At 63.6% G+C, this 18,286-nt stretch carries 13 protein-coding genes and 1 rRNA gene; 4 read left to right on the top strand and 10 right to left on the bottom strand.

Translation table 11 applies throughout. The features are described 5' to 3' along the window. Positions 1-10 precede the first annotated feature (10 nt). Both OO306_RS23145 and OO306_RS23140 read left to right on the top strand, forming a co-directional pair. On the top strand, positions 11-634 hold the full coding sequence (locus tag OO306_RS23145; RefSeq protein ID WP_027595452.1) for a lysophospholipid acyltransferase family protein: 624 nt from the start codon (positions 11-13) through the stop codon (positions 632-634). A 1-nt stretch (position 635) separates the two neighbouring features. Then, positions 636-1,568 carry a phosphatidate cytidylyltransferase gene (locus tag OO306_RS23140; RefSeq protein WP_027595453.1) on the top strand — a complete coding sequence of 311 codons (933 nt, stop codon included), beginning with the start codon at positions 636-638 and terminating at the stop codon, positions 1,566-1,568. 104 nt (positions 1,569-1,672) lie between these two features. Here OO306_RS23140 and OO306_RS28440 read toward each other — a convergent pair whose 3' ends face one another. Then, a complete protein-coding gene (locus tag OO306_RS28440; RefSeq protein WP_369124843.1) occupies positions 1,673-1,822 on the bottom strand; it encodes a DUF3077 domain-containing protein in 150 nt (49 codons plus the stop codon). Positions 1,823-1,909: 87 nt separating this feature from the next. On the opposite strand from OO306_RS28440, the gene OO306_RS23135 reads away from it, so the two are divergent. After that, the gene (locus OO306_RS23135) at positions 1,910-2,254 is read left to right on the top strand and encodes a cupin domain-containing protein (RefSeq protein WP_003251579.1); all 345 of its coding nucleotides are present in this window, start codon (positions 1,910-1,912) and stop codon (positions 2,252-2,254) included. A gap of 235 nt (positions 2,255-2,489) precedes the next feature. Here OO306_RS23135 and mmsB read toward each other — a convergent pair whose 3' ends face one another. Both mmsB and OO306_RS23125 read right to left on the bottom strand, forming a co-directional pair. Further along, complete coding sequence (gene mmsB, locus OO306_RS23130) at positions 2,490-3,377, bottom strand: 3-hydroxyisobutyrate dehydrogenase (RefSeq protein WP_265970015.1); 888 nt, start codon at positions 3,375-3,377, stop codon at positions 2,490-2,492. Positions 3,378-3,387: 10 nt separating this feature from the next. Next, complete coding sequence (locus tag OO306_RS23125; RefSeq protein WP_265970014.1) at positions 3,388-4,914, bottom strand: CoA-acylating methylmalonate-semialdehyde dehydrogenase; 1,527 nt, start codon at positions 4,912-4,914, stop codon at positions 3,388-3,390. 132 nt (positions 4,915-5,046) lie between these two features. Here OO306_RS23125 and OO306_RS23120 point away from each other — a divergent pair, with 132 nt between their 5' ends. After that, positions 5,047-5,997, top strand: a complete 951-nt coding sequence (locus OO306_RS23120; protein ID WP_099430457.1) for a LysR family transcriptional regulator — start codon at positions 5,047-5,049, stop codon at positions 5,995-5,997. 410 nt (positions 5,998-6,407) lie between these two features. On the opposite strand, the gene OO306_RS23115 is transcribed toward OO306_RS23120, so the two are convergent. The 7 genes from OO306_RS23115 to rrf form a co-directional block, all read right to left on the bottom strand. Next, positions 6,408-6,896, bottom strand: a complete 489-nt coding sequence (locus tag OO306_RS23115; RefSeq protein WP_027595459.1) for an OmpA family protein — start codon at positions 6,894-6,896, stop codon at positions 6,408-6,410. 4 nt (positions 6,897-6,900) lie between these two features. Continuing rightward, the gene (locus OO306_RS23110) at positions 6,901-8,169 is read right to left on the bottom strand and encodes a diguanylate cyclase (RefSeq protein WP_265970011.1); all 1,269 of its coding nucleotides are present in this window, start codon (positions 8,167-8,169) and stop codon (positions 6,901-6,903) included. Further along, positions 8,166-8,732, bottom strand: a complete 567-nt coding sequence (locus OO306_RS23105; protein ID WP_099430460.1) for a YfiR family protein — start codon at positions 8,730-8,732, stop codon at positions 8,166-8,168. Before OO306_RS23105 ends, OO306_RS23110 begins: the two co-directional genes overlap by 4 nt. 78 nt (positions 8,733-8,810) lie before the next feature. After that, entirely contained in the window at positions 8,811-10,886 is a 2,076-nt protein-coding gene (recD, locus tag OO306_RS23100; protein ID WP_265970010.1) for an exodeoxyribonuclease V subunit alpha, read from the bottom strand. After that, complete coding sequence (gene recB / locus OO306_RS23095; protein ID WP_265970009.1) at positions 10,883-14,560, bottom strand: exodeoxyribonuclease V subunit beta; 3,678 nt, start codon at positions 14,558-14,560, stop codon at positions 10,883-10,885. The genes recD and recB overlap by 4 nt, the downstream gene beginning before the upstream one ends. After that, positions 14,557-18,039 (bottom strand): exodeoxyribonuclease V subunit gamma, encoded by a 3,483-nt coding sequence (gene recC, locus OO306_RS23090; protein ID WP_265970007.1) that lies wholly within the window; start codon positions 18,037-18,039, stop codon positions 14,557-14,559. Before recC ends, recB begins: the two co-directional genes overlap by 4 nt. 147 nt (positions 18,040-18,186) lie before the next feature. After that, positions 18,187-18,286: ribosomal RNA gene (gene rrf, locus OO306_RS23085) — 5S ribosomal RNA — on the bottom strand; the annotation flags it as partial.

The raw sequence follows: 18,286 nt of genomic DNA, 5'->3' as shown, positions 1-18,286 counted from the left end.
CCACCGCCCCATGCTTGCGACCTTGACCGCCTTCGTCATCACCTCGGCCGCCCGGCTGATCACTGGCGCCCGTGCGTTATGGCTCGGCTGCACACCGCAGCCGGTGCAACGCCTGTACTTCGCCAACCACAGCAGCCACGGCGACTTCGTGCTGCTCTGGGCCTCGCTGCCAGAACCTTTGCGCAGGCGCACCCGCCCGGTGGCCGGGGCCGACTACTGGGCGAAGCCCGGTATTCGCGACTTTCTCATCCGCAAGGTGTTCAACGGCGTCTTGATCGACCGCCAGCGCGCAGAAGGCCAAGGCAGCCCCCTGCAGCCGATTCTTGAGGCCGTGGCCCAGGGCGATTCGTTGATCTTCTTCCCGGAAGGCACCCGCAACCTGGGCGACGAGCCGCTCATGCCATTCAGAAGCGGCCTGTACCATTTGGCTGCGGCCAACCCCGACGTCGAGCTGGTGCCGGTGTGGATCGCCAACCTCAACCGGGTCATGCCCAAGGGCCGCGCCCTGCCATTGCCGCTGCTATGCACGCTGAGCTTTGGCGAACCTCTCCACCTGCTGGCTGATGAAAACAAGCAGGCCTTTCTCGAGCGGGCCAGCCAGGCCCTGCTGAACCTGGCGCCGAAGGATGCCTGACATGGACGACAATACCCTTTCGCTGTTCGCCGGCATCGGCGCCCTGCTGCTGCTCGCCAGCGTGATCGGCCGCCTGCTCAAGTGGCGTGCCGGCCCCGCGCCGCATGCGGTGATCGACAACCTCAACGCCCGCATCAACGCCTGGTGGGTGATGGTGCTGGTGATCGGCATCGCCTTCCTGTTCGGCAAGTACGGCGTGATCGTGCTGTTCTACGGCGTGTCGTTCTATGCGCTGCGCGAGTTCATGACCCTCACCCCGACCCGGCGCAGCGACTACCCGGCGTTGGTGGCGGCGTTCTATGTGGCGCTGCCGGTGCAGTACGTGCTGATCGCCATGGACTGGTATGGCTTGTTCAGTATTTTCATCCCGGTGTATCTGTTTTTGCTGCTGCCGATCCTTGCCAGTTTCGGCGGCGACACTACGCGCTTTCTCGAGCGCGCATCAAAGGTGCAATGGGGGCTGATGATCGCGGTGTATTGCGTGTCTTCGGTGCCCGCGCTGATGACCCTCGACATCCCCGGGTTCGAGGGCCGCAACCTGCTGCTGATCGCCTGGCTGATCCTCGTGGTGCAAATCAGCGACGTGCTGCAATACGTGTGCGGCAAGCTGTTCGGCAAACGCAAGGTGGCGCCCAACCTGTCGCCCTCGAAAACCCTCGAAGGCCTCGTCGGTGGCGTGGCACTGGCCACACTGATCGGCGCCCTGCTGTGCTGGATCACCCCGTTCAACTTCTGGCAGGCGGCACTGATGGCCCTGACCGTGAACGCCATGGGCTTCTTCGGCGGGCTGGTCATGTCGGCGATCAAGCGTGACCGCGGGGTGAAAGACTGGGGGCACATGATCGAAGGCCACGGCGGCATGCTCGATCGGATGGACTCGGTGTGCTTTGCGGCGCCGGTGTTTTTCCACTTTGTGCGGTATTGGTGGGCTTGAGAAAGATGCGCCTCTTAGCAGGTAAACCTGCCCCCACAGGTGCAACGCCAATCCCTGTGGGAGCGGGTTTACCCGCGAAGAGGCCGGCCCAGCCGACCCATAGCTCAGCCTTGTAACCCCTGCGCCGCATCATCCAGCAATGCTTTGGCCATACCACTCAGGTAGTGCGCCGCCCACATCAAGTTGCCCCCGCCCTGCTCCGCCAGGGCCGACTCCAGTGTCAGAGCTGCCGCTGATCCACATAGCGCAGTCAGGCACCTGGACGTCGAGCCCAGGCAACTGCGGCGCGGCCAATGGCCCTATGGTGTCGAGTCATTCAGCCAGTCACCAGGAGTTGTGCCATGTCCGATTTCATCACCGTCCTGCGCGAAACCTGCCCGACGCCGGTCGTGGACGCCACCAAGTGGAAGCGCATCGGCGGCGATCCGCACACCGTCAACCTGAACGCCTACCTGTCGGCCGACGGTAGCAAGATCATGGGTACCTGGATCTGCACCCCGGGCAAGTTCGAGGTCAACTATGACAAGTGGGAGTTCTGCCACTTCCTCGACGGCTACTGCATCATCACCCCGGAAGGCGAAGAGCCGAAGCACCTGAAGGCCGGTGATGTATTCGTGATCGAACCTGGGATGAAGGGCACCTGGGAAGTGGTCGAAACCGTGCGCAAGTACTTCGTGTTCGCCTGATCCCCTAGGCTACACATTCCCCTTGTAGGAGCAGCCTTGCGCTGCGAAAGGGCCAAACCAGGCATAGCAATTGTGTTGCCTTGGCTGGCCTCTTCGCAGCACAAGGCTGCTCCTACAAGAGGCATTCAAGCCTGCACGTTCAGGGCAAAAAAAATCGCGGAGCAGGTGCCCCTCCCTCTGGTGCGCAGTTACAGAGGGAAGGCCGCCTGGCCCGCGATGAAATACACCTCGCTCGTCAATCCTGCTTGCGGTACCCCTCGACGATGGCCGAGAAGTCTTTACCACCCTCCCCGCGCAGGCTCATTGCCTGATACAGCTGCTGTGCCACGGCACCCAAAATCACCGGTTGGTGCGCCTGGCGTGCAGCTTCGGTAGCCAGCCCCAAGTCTTTGAGCATCAATTCGGCACCAAAGCCGCCGGTGTAACCGCGTGAAGCCGGTGCGTTCTCGATGATGCCAGGCCACGGGTTGTATGTGTCCGAACTCCAGCAACGCCCGGTCGAGCTGTTGATGATGCCGGCCAGCACCTTGGTGTCGATGCCCAGTGCGTTACCCAGGGCCATGGCCTCTGACACGCCGATCATCGAGATGCCCAGCAGCAGGTTGTTGCAGATCTTGGCGATCTGCCCTGTGCCGACCTCACCACAGTGCACGATGTTGCGGCCCATCTGCTCCAGCACCGGTTTGAGCGTGGCAAACAGCTCGGCACTGGCACCGACCATGAAGGTCAGGGTGCCGGCCGCCGCGCCGCCCGTACCTCCGGACACCGGCGCATCGCCCATGTCGACGCCCTTGGCCGCTGCGGCCTTGGACACCTCGCGGGCGGTCTGCGGGTCGATGGTGCTGCAGTCCACGGTCGGCGTGCCGGGGCGTATGCCCGCCAGTACGCCATCATCGTTCAGGTAGACGCTGCGCACATGGGCTGCGGCCGGCAGCATGGTGATCACCAGCTCACTGTTGGCCGCCGCTTCCTTGGGTGACGGGCTGACCTGCCCGCCCAGTTCGGCGAGCTCGGCCAGCACGGTCTTGTTCAGGTCAAACAGGTTCAGCTGATGCCCGGCCTTGATCAGGTTGCGGGCCATGGGCGCGCCCATGTTGCCCAGGCCGATGAATGCGATACGCATGGCGAACTCCTTAGCGCAGGCTGATGGTGGTGTTCACACCGTCATTGACGCTGTCGTCATCGAACCAGCGGGCGGTGACGGTCTTGGTCTGAGTGTAGAACTGCACCACTTGCTTGCCGTAAGGGCCGAGATCACCCAGCTTGGAGCCGCGCGAGCCGGTGAAGCTGAAGAACGGTACCGGTACCGGGATCGGGATGTTGATGCCGACCTGGCCGATGTCGATCTCGCTCTGGAACTTGCGTGCAGCCGCACCGCTCTGGGTGAACAGGCCGGTGCCGTTGCCGAACGGGTTGCTGTTCACCAGGGCGATGGCTTCTTCGAGGGTGTCGACTTCCAAGGTCACCAACACCGGGCCGAAGATTTCCTGGGTGTAGACCTGCATGTGGGTTTTCACCCCAGAGAACAGGGTCGGGCCAACGAAGTTGCCTTGCTCATAGCCCGGCACCGTGACGCCGCGGCCATCGAGTTCGAGCTTGGCGCCTTCCTTGATGCCGCTTTCGATCAAGCCCAGTACCCGCTCCTTGGCCCGCTTGGACACCACCGGCCCGACATCGGTGCCCGGCTCGGAGCCGGCATTGACCTTGAGCTTGCTCGCGGCCTCTTTGATGTCCGGCAGCCACTCGCGGGCCTTGCCCACCAGCACCGCCACGGAGGTTGCCATGCAGCGCTGGCCGGCGGCGCCAAAGGCCGCGCCGACCAAGGCGTTGACGGTTTGGGTGCGGTTAGCGTCAGGCAGCACCACGGCGTGGTTCTTCGCGCCCATCATCGACTGCACGCGCTTGCCGTGCTGGCTGCCCAGGTTGTAGACGTGAGTGCCGACTTCGGTAGAGCCGACGAACGAGATCGCCTTGATGTCTTGATGGGTGCAGATCGCATCCACTACCTGCTTGCCGCCATGCACCACGTTGAGCACACCGGCCGGCACGCCGGCTTCCAGCGCCAGCTCCACCAGCATCATGGTCGACAGTGGGTCCTGCTCGGAAGGCTTGAGCACGAAGGTATTGCCGCAGACGATGGCCATGGGGAACATCCACAGCGGGATCATGGCCGGGAAGTTGAACGGGGTGATGCCCGCGCACACGCCGATCGGCTGGCGCAGGGTGTAGGTGTCGACGCCGCCGGCAACGTTCTCGGCGAACTCGCCCATCTGCAGGGTGCCGATCGAAGCGGCGTGCTCGACCACTTCCAGGCCGCGGAAGATATCGCCTTCGGCATCGGCGAGGGTTTTGCCCTGCTCGGCGCTGAGGGTTTGGGCGATGCGTTTGGTGTGTTCGCGGATCAGCGCCTGCAGCTTGAGCATGATGCGCATGCGCGCGCCGATTGGGGTGTCACGCCAGGTCTTGAAGGCGCGATGGGCAGCGGCCACGGCAGCGTCGACTTCCTCGACGGTGGCGAACGGCACCCGCGCCAACACCTCTTGGGTGGCCGGGTTGACGATGTCGCGCCATTCTGTGGTCTTGGATTCGACCCATTGGCCATCGATCAGCAGCTTGACCTGCGCGACCTTGGTCTGGTCGGGGGATTGAGGTGCGTTCATCTGGGTTCTCCTTGGAATTATTGTCGGGTCGAGATCGCCAGCGCCGTGCAAACGCGAGGTGGCGTCCTGGGGCTTTTTTCGAGTATAGATGTGCAAACATCCAACAAGAACGCACAAAAAAACCGGATCATCATGCAAAAAGACCTCACATCCCTGAGCGCGCTCAACTGGGACGACCTGAAGTTCTTCCTCGAAGTGGCCCGCACCCGCAAAGCCAGTAGCGCCGCCAAGCGCCTGAGCGTCGACTACACCACGGTGTCACGGCGCATCACCTCGCTGGAGGGTGCGCTGGGCACGTTGTTGTTCGAAAAATCCCGGACCAACGGCTTCGTCCTGACCGCCGAAGGTCAGCGCCTGCTGGGTTATGCCGAGTCGATCGAAAGCACTTTGCACATGGCGTGCGAGCAGGTTTCGGGGTCGGGCGTGGCGTTGTCGGGGCATGTGCGCATGGGCTGCACCGAAGGCTTTGGCAGCTTCTTCGTCACGCCGCAACTCAGCCACTTCGTCGATGCGTATCCGGCCATTTCGGTGGACATCTTGCCGTTGCCGCACTTCATCAGCCTGTCCAAGCGCGAGGCGGATATCGTCATCGCCCTGGAACGCCCTGAACACGGCCCCTATGTGTGCTGCAAGCTGTGCGACTACCGGCTGCGGCTGTACGCCACCCAGACATACCTGGATAACCACGCGCCGATTCGGCAGGTCGGGGACTTGGCGAAGCACCCGTTCATTAGTTATGTGGATGACCTGGCGTTCAGTTCGGAGCTGTTGTACCTGGCCAACCTGATTCCCAATGCCAACGCGCATTTGCGCAGTACCAGCGTGATTGCCCAGTACACCGCAGCATTGCAGGGGCGTGGGCTGGCAATCTTGCCGTGTTTTCTGGCGGCGCAGGACCCGCGGCTGGTAACGGTGTTACCGGAGGAGATCGAGGTGACGCGGCAGTTCTGGATGTATTGCCGGGAGGACTTGAGGAAGCTGAAGCGGATAACCCTGTTGTGGGATTACATTCGCGAGGTGACCGAGGCGAATGCGCCGTTGTTGATGGGCGAGACCCGCGAAATGCAGTTTGCTCAGGGGTAGATCGACGAGGAGTCAGGGTGCCCCATCCTAACCAGTATTAGGCTCTGTACGAAAGTTCTTGTGGGAGCGGGCTTGCCCCGCGATGGAGGGCGAAGCGCTCCTACACCCGATATCAAATAGTGCAAAGACGCCGAGAATTCAGGCTTTGCTGCCGCGTTGCGGCAGATCGCGGGGCAAGCCCGCTCCCACAACGACGGATGACCATACTTTTCGTACAAAGCCTAACAGGGGGGGTTGTAACTAAAGCCGATACACAACTTGGAACAATCGCCACCGGGGCCCACATCAAGGCCCCATGGTTTGCGACATTTCTCTCTTTGCCTAGTCGACAGTGGCGAATGCGCCGCGAAATGCGGTTTGCTCAGGGATGACGCCGCCCTCAGCCACAGCCCCGTACAGGGTGGGTCTGTTCAGTAGGACGCCACGATAATCGATACGCGTCGATTTTCGGTGCGCCCGGCGCTGCTGCGGTTGTCCGCCACCGGCTGGGTGCTGCCCAGGCCGCGGGTCTGGATGTTCTGCGCGGGCATGCCGACGCCGATCAGCGTTCTGGCCACGCTCTGTGCGCGGCGCTCGGACAATTGCTGGTTATAGGTGGCCCTGCCCGACGCATCCGCGTGGCCATCCACCCGCACGCGTTGGAGACCTACGCCCAACAACGCTTTGCCAATTCGCTCGACGATCGCCTGGCTCTGGCCATTGAGGCTGTCCAGGTCACTGCCAAACAGTACCTTGCCGGACAAGTCAAACGCCCAACCTTCATCAGTCGGGGCAAAACCTTCACGCTTGAGCACAGCGATTTGCTCAGCAGTTAGCCCCTTGGGTGTGGTCTGGCAACCGGTAAGTGCCAGCATGGCGAGCAGCAACGCCCAAAGGGGAAAACGCAAACGATGAATCACGGGTTCAACTCCTGTTCTTGATTTCGGTGGCGGACCGTTCCGTCTGCGCCACTTGCCAATGGCCACGGTGCTTACGCTTGGCCTGGTACATTGCCGCATCGGCGGCGTCGAGAAGGCTGGCAGGGTCAGTGCCATCCTCGGGGTAAAAGGCGATGCCGACACTCAGCGAGGTGGCAATGCTGCTGCCACTGTCCAGCTGTACCGGCAGTTTCATGCTGGCGACGATTTTCTCGGCGATGAGTTCGGCGTCTGAGCGCGACTGCAGCGGCGTCAGCAACACCGCGAACTCGTCGCCGCCCAGGCGCGCCACCAAGTCATGCTCACGCAGTTGGGCGCGAATGCGGTCGGCCACGCTGATCAGCACTTCATCGCCCACGGCATGGCCGAGGCTGTCGTTGACCTGCTTGAAGTGGTCACTGTCGAGGAACAGCAGCGCCAGATGATCTTGCTGCCGCGCAGCGTTGCGCAGGCTGCGGCTAAGGCGGCCTTCGAAAAAGGCGCGGTTGGGCAGGCCGGTCAGGCTGTCGTGGCTGGCCTGGTGAGCGAGGGTCTGGTTTTCGCTCTGCAGGTGGCTGTGCCACACCTCTAGTTCATCGAGCAAGGCGTTGAAGTCGTTACTCAGCTCGTTGAGCTCGGCAATCGGGGCTTCTGGCACGCGGCGGTCGAAACGACGTTCACGGCGGGCAGCATGGGCAACGCTGGCCAGCGCACGCAATGGGCGAACGATGTCGCCGAGCAGGCGCTGCGACAAGTATAGGGCGATGACGGCGCTGAGTACCATGCACAACAGGATCCCGCCCAACCCGCCGAGCAGGAACAACAACAGGCTACGGCCTTGGCCAATCAGTTCGATATGCCCGACCTTTTGCTGCTGGTGAATGATCGGCAGGTTGACCGGCTCGTCCAGCAGCGCGGTGGCGACCTGGGTTTCCAGGTGCGCGAGCATGCCGCTGTCGTTGCGTTGCCAGTGGGCCAGTTGCTCGCCTTCATTGTTGAAGACCTTGGCGTCGGCCACCTCTTCGGTACTGGCAATCAGTGCCAGCGCCTCACTGGCCGCAACGCTGTCGTCGAACACCACGGCGGCTTCGACGGTGTAGGTGATCGAGCGGGCGATAAGGTGCAGGTTGTGGTTGGCATAGACCTGCAGGGCAAGCACGCCCAGCACGGTCAGCGAAATACCGACCAGGCCCACGGCGAGCAGGGCGACGCTTAGGTGCCCACGGCCGAGCACTGAACGCAGGGTCGGGCGAATACGCCTGTTGGTCGTTTTCATGGCTGCGCACCTCGGCGCCGCGACAATTGCAGCACACTGGGGTGGATGCGTACGCCGGAACGGGCCACGGAATCGAGGTTCACTTCAAAGGCCACCTGCTGATCGCTGACCCGCAGGCAGAACAGGCTGCCGACCGTACACGGGTCGTCGGCCTCACTGATGCTCAGCACCGGGTGGCCGCTGACACGCTGGAACAAGCGGTCGCGCTGGCCCTGATCGAGTTTACCGATGTAGATGGCATCACAGGCCTGGGCAACCTGCGCATCGTCCGCCAGCAGCCGACGCACCTGCAGCGGCCGCCCGGACTCTTGCACATGGCCCTTGATCAAATCGTCTGCGTATTCGGTGGGGCCGATCAGGCACAGGCGCAGGGGCGTAGGCTCGACGGGCCAGCGGGCGTAACTGAAGATCCCCAACACCACCTGGGTGACAGCCTTGGCACGTTGCTGTGCCTGCACAGCGGTTGCTGAGGTTTCCGCCCAGGCAGGGCCTGCCAGTAGTAACAGGACCGCCAGCAACAGCGAAAGCGTACAGCGTGTCACTCGCCTTCCGGCCACGGTCATGTGGGAAATCTCTCGAAGTCCTTTCAGATGTTGGCGCAACGATAGCACATGGCCGCCAATCGTACCTGGCGGCCAGTGTCAGACCTGTTCGAGCATCAGGCCGGAAATGCGCCGCACCTTGCGCGACACCGCCTCCTCGAAGATGCCCTGCCGTGGTTCGATCAGGCTGAAGCAATGCTTGGCGCGGGTGATGCCGGTGTACACAAGCTCCTTGGTCAGCACCGGGTTAAGGGCGTCCGGCAGCACCAGGGCGGTATGGCTGAACTCCGAGCCCTGGGACTTGTGCACCGTCATGGCGAACACGGTTTCCACTTCGTTGAGCCGGCTTGGCAAGACGAAACGTACCCCACCGTTGCCGTCGTTACGCGGGAAGGCCACCCGTAGCAGGGGCTCGCCCCGCTCGTCGGGCAGGCGCAAGGCAATGCCGATGTCGCCGTTCATCAGGCCCAGGCCATAATCGTTACGGGTCACCAGCACCGGCCGGCCCTCATACCAAGGCTGCTGAGCGTCGATCAGCCCGGCGTTGTGCAGCACCCGCGCCACCCGTTCGTTAAGGCCCTCGACACCCCATGCGCCCCTGCGTACCGCGCAGAGCAGCTGGAAGTCCTCGAAACTGTGCAGCACCTTGCTTGCCCATTGTTCCCAGAGCGGGTCATCGAACGCGGTAGCCGGAGCCGGCCGATAGCGGCCCAGTGTTCGAAGGTAGCTGCGATAGCCTTGAGGCCCTTCTGCGCCGCGGTTGAGGCCGTCGAGCAGTAGACGGTCGAAGGCTCGATCGTGTTCGTTCTTCAGCGCCAGGCCATTGACATCCGGCGGAGGCATCGCGAGCAGATTACGCGCGGCATGGGATTCCTGACGGTTGACCAGCCGCGCCAACTGCCCAATCCCGCTGCCTTCGCCGAAGCGCCGGGAGAAACGCAGCATCACTACCTGCTGGGCCAGCGGATTGCGCTGCGCATCACCGGCTTTGAGACCGCTGCCTTCCAGCGACTGGCCACCAATCTGCTCCAGCCACGCCTGGGTCGCGGGTGAGTAACAGCCCTCTTCGGCATCCCGGCACAGGTCGCCCAATACCGCCCCCGCCTCGACCGAGGCCAACTGGTCTTTGTCACCCAGCAGGATCAGCCGTGCGCGGGGTGGCAGGGCGTCGAGGAGGTTGGCCATCATCTCCAAGTCGATCATCGAGGCTTCGTCGACCACCAGCACGTCCAATGGCAACGGGTTGCCCGCGTGATGACGGAAATGCCGCGACCCGGGGCGGCTGCCCAACAGCCGGTGCACGGTGCTGACCTCGGTGGGGATCTGCCCGCGCACGGCGGCGCTGACTTGCAGGCGCTCGACCTGCTGGCCAATGGATTCGGTCAAGCGCGCAGCGGCCTTGCCGGTCGGCGCGGCCAGGCGAATACGCAGAGGCCTGCCCTGCTCCACCGCCGGGGCCTGCAGCAAGGCCAGCAGGCGCACCACCGTGGTGGTCTTGCCGGTGCCAGGGCCGCCGGTGATGATGCTGAAGCCGGCGCGGGTCGCCAGGGCGCACGCAAGCTTTTGCCAATCAACCTGACCGGCCAGGGCACCCGCGTCGAACAGCTGTGCCAGGCGCGCCGGCAAGTCAGCCGGTGCGGCTTCATCCTGGCTCAGGCGCTGGCGCAAGTTCTGGTCGATGCGCCGTTCGTAGTTCCAGTAGCGGCGCAGGTACAGGCGCTCGCCGCTGAGCACCAGCGGCCGTGCCTGCTGGCCTGGCGTGTCGCCAGCGGCCACCAGTGGGCTGGCAGCGATGCGCTGGCGCCAGGCCTGAAGGTCCAGGTCTGCAAGCAGTTGCGAAGGCAGCAGCAAGGGGCCGATCAAGGCGTCGCCTTCTGGCGGCAGCGACAGCGCAAAGTCCGGTTCGGCCAGGGTTTGCTGCAAGTCCAGGCAGACATGGCCGTGGCCCAGCTGATGGCTCGCCAGGGCAGCCGCCAGCAACAGCAAGGGGTCGCTGCCCGGGGCACGCTCTTCGAGAAACGACACGAACGCGCGGTCGAGGGCTCGCAGCCAGCCACGCTCGACCCAACGGTCCAGCAGTTGCAGCAGGTCAGCGCTGACACGCTGCGGCGCCAGGGCCAGCAGGTGTTCGGCGTGCAGCGGCGTGGGCAGCAGGTCGGTGAGGGTTCGGCTCATGGCGCGGCTCCGGCAAACAGGTCCTGCTGCGTGGGTGCATGCTCGCCACGGAACAGCGCATCGAGGGCTTCTATCAGTGCCCGCGGCGGCTTGACGAAGTACACGCCATGACCGCTGCTGTTGGCACCGCGCAGGAAGATGAACAGGGCGCCGCCGACATGGCGGTCGTAATCGTAGTCAGGCAGGCGGGCGCGCAGTTGGCGGTGCAGGGCCAGCAGGTAGAGCACGTACTGCAAGTCGTAACGATGCTCGAGGATGGCCTTTTCCATGGCCTGGCTGTCGTAGGACTGGATGTCCGGGCCCAGCCAGTTGGATTTGTAATCGGCCACGTAATAGCGCCCGTCCAGCTCGAAGGCCAGGTCGATGAAGCCCTTGAACATGCCGTTGAGCAGCGTCGGCTGTGCCGCCGGCCGCGCCTGGCCTGGGTGCGTATAACGCGCCACCAGTTGATCGAGCTGTTCGGCGTCGACCTGATGGCTGGCGAACCAGAATTCCATTTCGATCTGGTAGTGACGCAGGTGCGCCAGGGTGAGGCTTGCGTCGTGGGCCAGGACAGGCAGCGGTTCGTTCAGCAACTGGCGCAGCCACGGCGTCAGCGTCGGGATCCAGCCAGTCCAGTCACGGCGATTGCAGCGCTGCCCGACCGTGCGCTCGATCAGCTCGGGGTTGCCGCTGACTTCGGCGAAACCTTCTCGGCCGGCCCATTCCAGCAGGCCATGCAGGAAGGTGCCGGGGTTTGGCCCGCGTGGGAAGCGGTGGATATCCCCCCCTTCAGCCGGCACCTCGCGCAGCAGTTGCGCATCGAGGACTTCGTCATCCAAAAGTTGCTGGGCCTGTGAGCTGTCGGCACCGAGGGTCTGGTCACCGACGCGCAAGGCACTATAGGACGCAATCCACCAGTGTTCGGCGGCCGCTCGCCGGGGCTTGCGCGCAGGCAGCAGCTCACGTTCGGCATGTGGCGTGCGGTACAGCTGCTTGTCGGCCAGCGGCAGCGGCGGGCACTCAATGTACGGGCAGCTTGATGCCAACGCCTGCAGCCAGTCCGCCAATTGCCCGGACCCGGTCAACGCAAGGCCACCGCCAAGCAGGTAACCGAGGGCTGAGCGGTGCAGTTGCGAGCTCTTCTGGTTGCCGCGCTTGAGGTCGGCGACGCCAAGCCAGCAGGCATGCTGGGCGCGGGTCAGGGCCACGTAGAGCAGACGCAGGTCTTCGGCCAGGCGCTCGTCGTCGGCGCGGGCGATCTGTTCCTGGTCAGGGGTTAACGTCAGGTGCGCGTTGCCTTGGCTGTCATGCCAGGCCAAGGGCAGGCGGGTACCGTCCACGGGCTTGCTGGTGCAGATGAACGGCAAGTAGACCAAGGGGTATTCGAGGCCCTTGGACTTGTGGATGGTTACCACTTTGACCAGTTGCTCATCGCTCTCCAGCCGCAGGATCTGTTCTTCACCGGCCTGACCGGAGCTGGCCAGGTGTTCGGCCAGGTGACGGATCAACGCTTGCTCGCCATCGAGCTCGCCCGCCGCCTGTTGCAGCAGCTCGGCCAGGTGCAGCAGGTTGGTTAGCACACGCTCGCCGTCACTGCGGGCGATGAGCGTGCGCGGCAGCTGGAAGTCGTGCAGCAAGTGGCGCAGCATTGGCAGCACGCCTTGGCGCTGCCAGGTATCGCGATAGCGCCGAAAACGCATGACCCAGTCTTCCCACACCCGTTCGTCCTGGTTCAACTTGTCCAGCGCCGCCAGTGACAGGTCGAGGGTCAGGCTGGCCAGCGCGGCCTTGAGCAGGCGCTCCGAGTCCGGCTCGGCGCAGGCCTTGAGCCAGGCCAGCAGGTCATGCGCCTCTTGGGCGGCGAACACCGAGTCCTTGTCGGACAGGTACACGCTGCGCACCTCACGCGCGGCCAGTTCGGCACGGATCATCTGTGCCTCGTGGCCGTCGCGCACGAGAATGGCGATATCTGAAGGCAGGCAGGGGCGCAGTTCACCTTCGCCGTTGCGGAAACCCGCCGTACCCTGCTGCCCACCGTTGAGCAAGGCGACGATATGGCTGGCGCAGCTGGCAGCCAGGTGCTGGCGGTAAACGCTGCTCGATACCGGCTCTTCGCTCTGCAGGTGCCAGCATTGCAGGGCTGCGCTTGGCTGGCCGTCCACCAGCAGGTGCTCGCTACGGCCTTTGGCGCGGACCTCGATGAAGGGCAACGGGTTGTCTTGCGCTTCACGGAACAGAAACGCCCCTCGCCCCTGGCTTCGGGCCTCGGCCTGGAGAAACACCTGGTTGACCGCCGCGACCATGGCCTGGCTCGAACGGTAGTTGGTGTCCAGGCTGTGCAGACGCCCGGTGGTGGCGCGCCGGGCGGCGAGGTAGGTATAGATGTCGGCACCGCGGAAGGCATAGATCGCCTGCTTGGGGTCGCCAATCATGAACAGCCCGGTTTCAGGACGGTTCTCGCTGATCTGGTAGATCCGCTCGAAAATCCCGTACTGGACCGGGTCGGTGTCCTGGAATTCGTCGATCAGCGCTACCGGGAACTGCTCACGAATCAACCCGGCCAGGCGCTCGCCGGCCTCACTGGCCAAGGCATGTTGCAGCCGCAGCAGCATGTCGTCGAAGCCCATCTCGGCGCGCCGGCGCTTTTCCACTTCGAAGCGCGCCGACACCCAGCCAGCAGCGTGTTCAAGCAACTGCGCATCCGGGCTGGCGAGGGCCTGCAACTGTTGCTGCAGCGTTTGCATGGCGTGCAGCCCAGGGTGATCGGGTGGCTCGCCAGACTTCCAGGCCTCGGCCATGCCCGCTGGCGTCAGGCGGGTGAAGCCGGTGCCAAGATCGAGCTCCACGGCCTGCTCGTCGCCGGCCCAGGCGCACAGCTTGTCGAACCAGGGTTCAAAATAGCGTGCCTGCATCTTGCGCCCGTCGGCCTGCTTTGCGGCCACGGCATCGCGGCAGATCTGCCGCAACTCATCGGCCCATTGTGCCCAGGGCGCCTTGAGCGCAGCCAACTGCTCGGTGCGTTGCCCAAGCGCGGTTTGAATCAACGCTTCGGGCGCTTGCTCGTCCTGCTGTGCCCGTACTCGGCCGAACAGCGGGCGAATCCGCGGCAACAGCGCGTCGGGGCTGCCCCAATGCCCACGCACCCAGGCCAGGGCCTCACCTTGCATGCCATAGCAGAACCGGCGCCAGTAATCGCGCATGACCTGGCCCAGCAAATCGCTGTGATCGGTCTCGAGTGTCTGGGTGAACAGGCTGCCGCTGTCGAACGCGTGCTCGCGAAGCATGCGCTGGCACCAACCGTGGATGGTCGACACCGCGGCTTCGTCCATCCATTGCACGGCGATTTCCAGGCGGCTGGCACAACGTGGCCAAGCCTCTTGCGGGTAATCGTCGCGCAACTGGTGCAGCAGTGGGTCGGCAGCGTCAAGCTCGCCACGGAAGAACCGCGCCGCCTCGGCCAAGCGGGCGCGGATACGTTCGCGCAGCTCTTTGGTGGCGGCGTCGGTAAAGGTCACCACCAGAATCTGCGGGGGCAGCAGTTCACGGCCGAAGGCCTGTTCGCCCCCGTGCCCGAGGATAAGCCGCAGGTACAGCGCCGAAATGGTAAACGTCTTGCCGGTACCGGCACTTGCTTCAATCAGCTGGCTGCCGTGCAAGGGGAAACTCAGTGCCAGGGGACGGTCCTGGGTCATGCGCCACTCTCCGGGTTGCCCAGGGCCTGCCAGGGTGCGTTGAACAAGGGGCGGTACAGGGTTTCGCACCAACCTTCAAAGGTTTCGTCGGCGGTGAGCGCGGCGAAGTCACGGAACTGCCGCGCCAGGGCAATGCTTTCGCTGCGCTCGCCAAAACTGTTGCGCTCATCGCCTTCATAGGCGCGAGCAGCCGCGGCCAGCGCTTTGTCGGCATCGTCTTGGGCCAGCCAGGCGAAGGCCGTTTTGGCCGCCACCGGCAGCGGCGCATTCATGGCGGCCTGGCGGGCAACCAACAGGTCGCCGAGCAATTGCGCCGCCTGGTCTTGCGGTAAAGGTGCCAGGAGCAAGGTCAGGTCACTGGCCACCAGCGCACTGTTCAGCGGATAACCCGCAGCGCAGGCAGCCAGGTGCATGACCCAGGGTGCGATCAACCGGTGCCATTTATAGTTGTTGCGCCCGGCACTGATGGTGTTCGGGACGGTGGTGATGCTTAGCAGGCTTTGATCATCAGCCTGGTAAACCCGGCCTAGCCAGCCTTCCAACCGGTGTGTGCCCTGTTCGTAATGCACAGGCAATGCGCCTTCGACCAGGTGTGGCCAACGCTGCAACAACTGACGATGGCGTTGCAGCAGGTCAGGCAGCGGCTGAATCAGATCGGCCTGCAACAGTGCGCCAAAACCGGCAAGCGGCAACACGCCACACGCTTGCAGGCGGCGTGCCTGCACCTGCAAGGCCTGCTCGGCGTTTGCCGGGTCGGCCAGCGCGGCATTCAACAGGGTTTCACTGGCACTGTAGCGTTGCAGCGTATCGAGGACGAACGGCTCTTCATCCGGCGTCGGCGCCTCCAGGGCCTCGAAGAACACCTTCAGGCGCTGGCTGAAGAAGTGCCGCACCGGGTGGCGAAGAAAATCGTTCAGCTGCGTCAGGCTCAGTGCTTCGTCGTCGGCATAAGGAGGCAAAGCCGGCTCGACCTGCGTGGCGTCCTGCACTTGCCGATGCAGCAGCTGCCATTCATGGGCGAAGCTGAACAACGGGCTGCCCTTCTGGAAGTAGCGCGGGCTGAACGGTTGCAGCGGGTGCTCCTGGGTCAAGGCGTGCAGCAAGCGCTCATCCGGCCCTTGGCCTGACCCGTCCTCTGCACCGGCCAACCGCCAGCCGGCAGCCACATGATCACGCAACTGGCCGATCAGCACCGAGGCCGGGCGCTCGCTGTTGTCGCGGATGCTGCGCCCGACCCAACTGACATAAAGCTGATCACGTGCCGACAGCAGCGCTTCGAGCAACAGGTAACGGTCATCTTCACGGCGCGAGCGATCACCGGGGCGGTAGTCGCTGGCCATCAGGTCGAAGTCCAGCGGCTGCTGGGCGCGGGGGTAGTCACCATCGTTCATGCCCAGCAGGCAGACCACGCGGAACGGGATGGCGCGCATGGGCATGAGGGTGCAGAAGTTCACCGACCCCGCCAAGAAGCGCTGGGACAGCTTGCCTTGGTCAAGACCCGACAACCACGCTTCGCGGACCACCGTCAGCGGTAGCGCGTCTTGCAGGCCAACGGTTTCGCACACTTCCAGCCAGGCGTCGCGCAGGTCCTGCAACTGCATCAGCAGAAACTCGTCGTGCTCACCTTCGGCCAGGAAAAACACCTGCAGCAAGGCATTCAAGCGCTCGCCCCACTCGGTGACGGTCGCAGGCTGTGCCAGCGCCTGGCAGGCCACCTCAAGGGCGTCCAGCAGGGCTACCAAGGGGCCGATCAGTGCCGCATCGAGGCCACCGATTTCGTCATAGGGTTCAATGCCATCACACCCCTCACCCACACCGACGGCATAACCCAACAACATGCGCCGCAGGCCGAAACGCCAGCTGTTCTGTTCCAGGCCTTCAGGCAAGCCGAGGCTGGCCCGTTGCTCGGCGTTCAGGCCCCAGCGGATACCGGCACCTTCGATCCAGCGATGAAGCGTGGGCAAATCGCTTTCACGGATACCGAAGCGGGCCCGTACTGCCGGCACGTCCAGCAGGTCGAGCACTTCACTGACCGCAAAGCGGCTGTCTGGCAGCTTGAGCAGGTGCTCCAGGGCAATCAGCAAGGGCTCTCGACCGCGCTGGCCTTGGTCGGTGAGGGTGAACGGGATGTAGCGTGGGTCGTTGCGCTGCAATTGGCCGAACACGGCGCGGATATGCGGTGCATAAGTGTCGATTGCCGGCAGCATCACGATCACATCGCGCGGGCGCAGCGTAGGGTCGGCGCTGAAGCGGGCCAGTAACTGGTCGTGGAGAATTTCCACCTCGCGTTGCGGGCTGTGCGCGACATGGAAGCGCATCGAACGGTCCTGCGCGAGGTCGACTTGCGGCCAGCGTTCGCGGGTTTCGGCCAGAGGGCGCAGTTCGAGGATGTCATCCTGCAGTTGGTTGAGTAGCGTGGTCGGCGAAGCTTCGCTGAACAGGTCAATGCGCCCTTCGCTGAATACGCCGCGGTAGCTGCCGGGGTCGTCATAGCTGTCGAGCAGGTTGATGTAATCACGGCCCTGCTTGCCCCAGGCGGCCAGCAGCGGATGAGCATGCTGGTGTAGCGATTGGTCATCCAGCAGAAGCGGCATGCCTTGCTTGCGTTGTTGGCGTTTGTACTGATGCCGCAGCAGGTCTTTGTCGGCGACGATATCAGCCCAGTGATGGCGACACGGGTTATGGACGCAAAGCAGTACCTGGCTGAACCGGGCAAGCCCCGCCAAAGCCTCCAATGCTTGCGCTGGCAGGGAGGAGATACCGAACACGATCACGCGCGATGGCAGGCCGACAGGTGCCTGCTCCAGGCTGTTGATACGCTCGATGAACCGTTGATGCACACCTGCACGGCTTTGCGCCATGCCCTGCTCGCCGACATCGTCCAGCAGCGCCCGCCACAATTCGGCCTGCCAGCGATTGCCAGGGGGCAAGGGTTTACGCTCGCCACGGGCGGTATTGAGGATGTGCTCGCCGGCAGCCCAGTCCTTGAGCCAGTCGGCTCGGTAGACTTGGTACTGGTCGAACAGGTCGGCCAGGCGCTCGGCAAGCTGGTAACGCTTGCGCAGGTCGCTATCGTCGGTGAGAAAACGGCGCAGGGGCTCGAAATGCGGGCGCTCGATCAACGCCGGAAGCAGGCGCATGAGGCGCCAGGTCAGCGGTGCTTTGTCGAGCAGGGAAACTTCGGGGATCTCATCGCGGCCCAGCACTCGTCGGTAAAGCTGCCACATGAAGCTACCGGGCAGTTGCACATCGATCGCGGCGGCAATACCACAGCCGCCTAGGTCACCTTCTTCAGGGTCTTCAGCCAGCGCCAGTTTTAGCCACTGGGCGATGCCGTTGCTCTGCACCAGGGCGATTTCATTTTCCAGTGGCGCTAACGGGTAACGCCGCATCCAGCTCACCACCAAGCTGCGCAAATCGTCGAGGCGGTTGCCATGTACGATCATGAAGCCGGGATGGAGGGCGGTGGTGTTGACCATTGAGCATTCCCTGGAAGCGGTGGGTTCTGATGCGGAACCATATCACGGGGCATGCCCGGGGTTATGGCGGGCATGGCGACAAATCTTTTCCAGCCCAAAAGACAAAACCCCTACCTGCTTGCGCAGATAGGGGTTTTGCGAAATGAATCTTGACGATGACCTACTCTCACATGGGGAAACCCCACACTACCATCGGCGATGCATCGTTTCACTACTGAGTTCGGGATGGGATCAGGTGGTTCCAATG

The sequence above is a fragment of the Pseudomonas sp. DCB_AW genome (genome assembly GCF_026240895.1).
GTDB classification, from domain to species: domain Bacteria; phylum Pseudomonadota; class Gammaproteobacteria; order Pseudomonadales; family Pseudomonadaceae; genus Aquipseudomonas; species Aquipseudomonas kermanshahensis.
Note: the sequence above shows the minus strand (reverse complement) of the source record. Positions and strands in the feature narration are given on the sequence as shown.

Excerpts from the sequence above, each read along its gene's own strand:
- OO306_RS23135 (WP_003251579.1), top strand. The coding sequence starts at position 1,910 with ATGTCCGATTTCATCACCGTCCTGCGCGAAACCTGCCCGACGCCGGTC.
- OO306_RS23120 (WP_099430457.1), top strand. The coding sequence starts at position 5,047 with ATGCAAAAAGACCTCACATCCCTGAGCGCGCTCAACTGGGACGACCTG.
- recB (WP_265970009.1), bottom strand. The coding sequence starts at position 14,560 with ATGACCCAGGACCGTCCCCTGGCACTGAGTTTCCCCTTGCACGGCAGC.
- recD (WP_265970010.1), bottom strand. The coding sequence starts at position 10,886 with ATGAGCCGAACCCTCACCGACCTGCTGCCCACGCCGCTGCACGCCGAA.
- mmsB (WP_265970015.1), bottom strand. The coding sequence starts at position 3,377 with ATGCGTATCGCATTCATCGGCCTGGGCAACATGGGCGCGCCCATGGCC.
- OO306_RS23125 (WP_265970014.1), bottom strand. The coding sequence starts at position 4,914 with ATGAACGCACCTCAATCCCCCGACCAGACCAAGGTCGCGCAGGTCAAG.
- OO306_RS23145 (WP_027595452.1), top strand. The coding sequence starts at position 11 with ATGCTTGCGACCTTGACCGCCTTCGTCATCACCTCGGCCGCCCGGCTG.
- OO306_RS23110 (WP_265970011.1), bottom strand. The coding sequence starts at position 8,169 with ATGAAAACGACCAACAGGCGTATTCGCCCGACCCTGCGTTCAGTGCTC.
- OO306_RS23105 (WP_099430460.1), bottom strand. The coding sequence starts at position 8,732 with ATGACCGTGGCCGGAAGGCGAGTGACACGCTGTACGCTTTCGCTGTTG.
- OO306_RS23140 (WP_027595453.1), top strand. The coding sequence starts at position 636 with ATGGACGACAATACCCTTTCGCTGTTCGCCGGCATCGGCGCCCTGCTG.
- recC (WP_265970007.1), bottom strand. The coding sequence starts at position 18,039 with ATGGTCAACACCACCGCCCTCCATCCCGGCTTCATGATCGTACATGGC.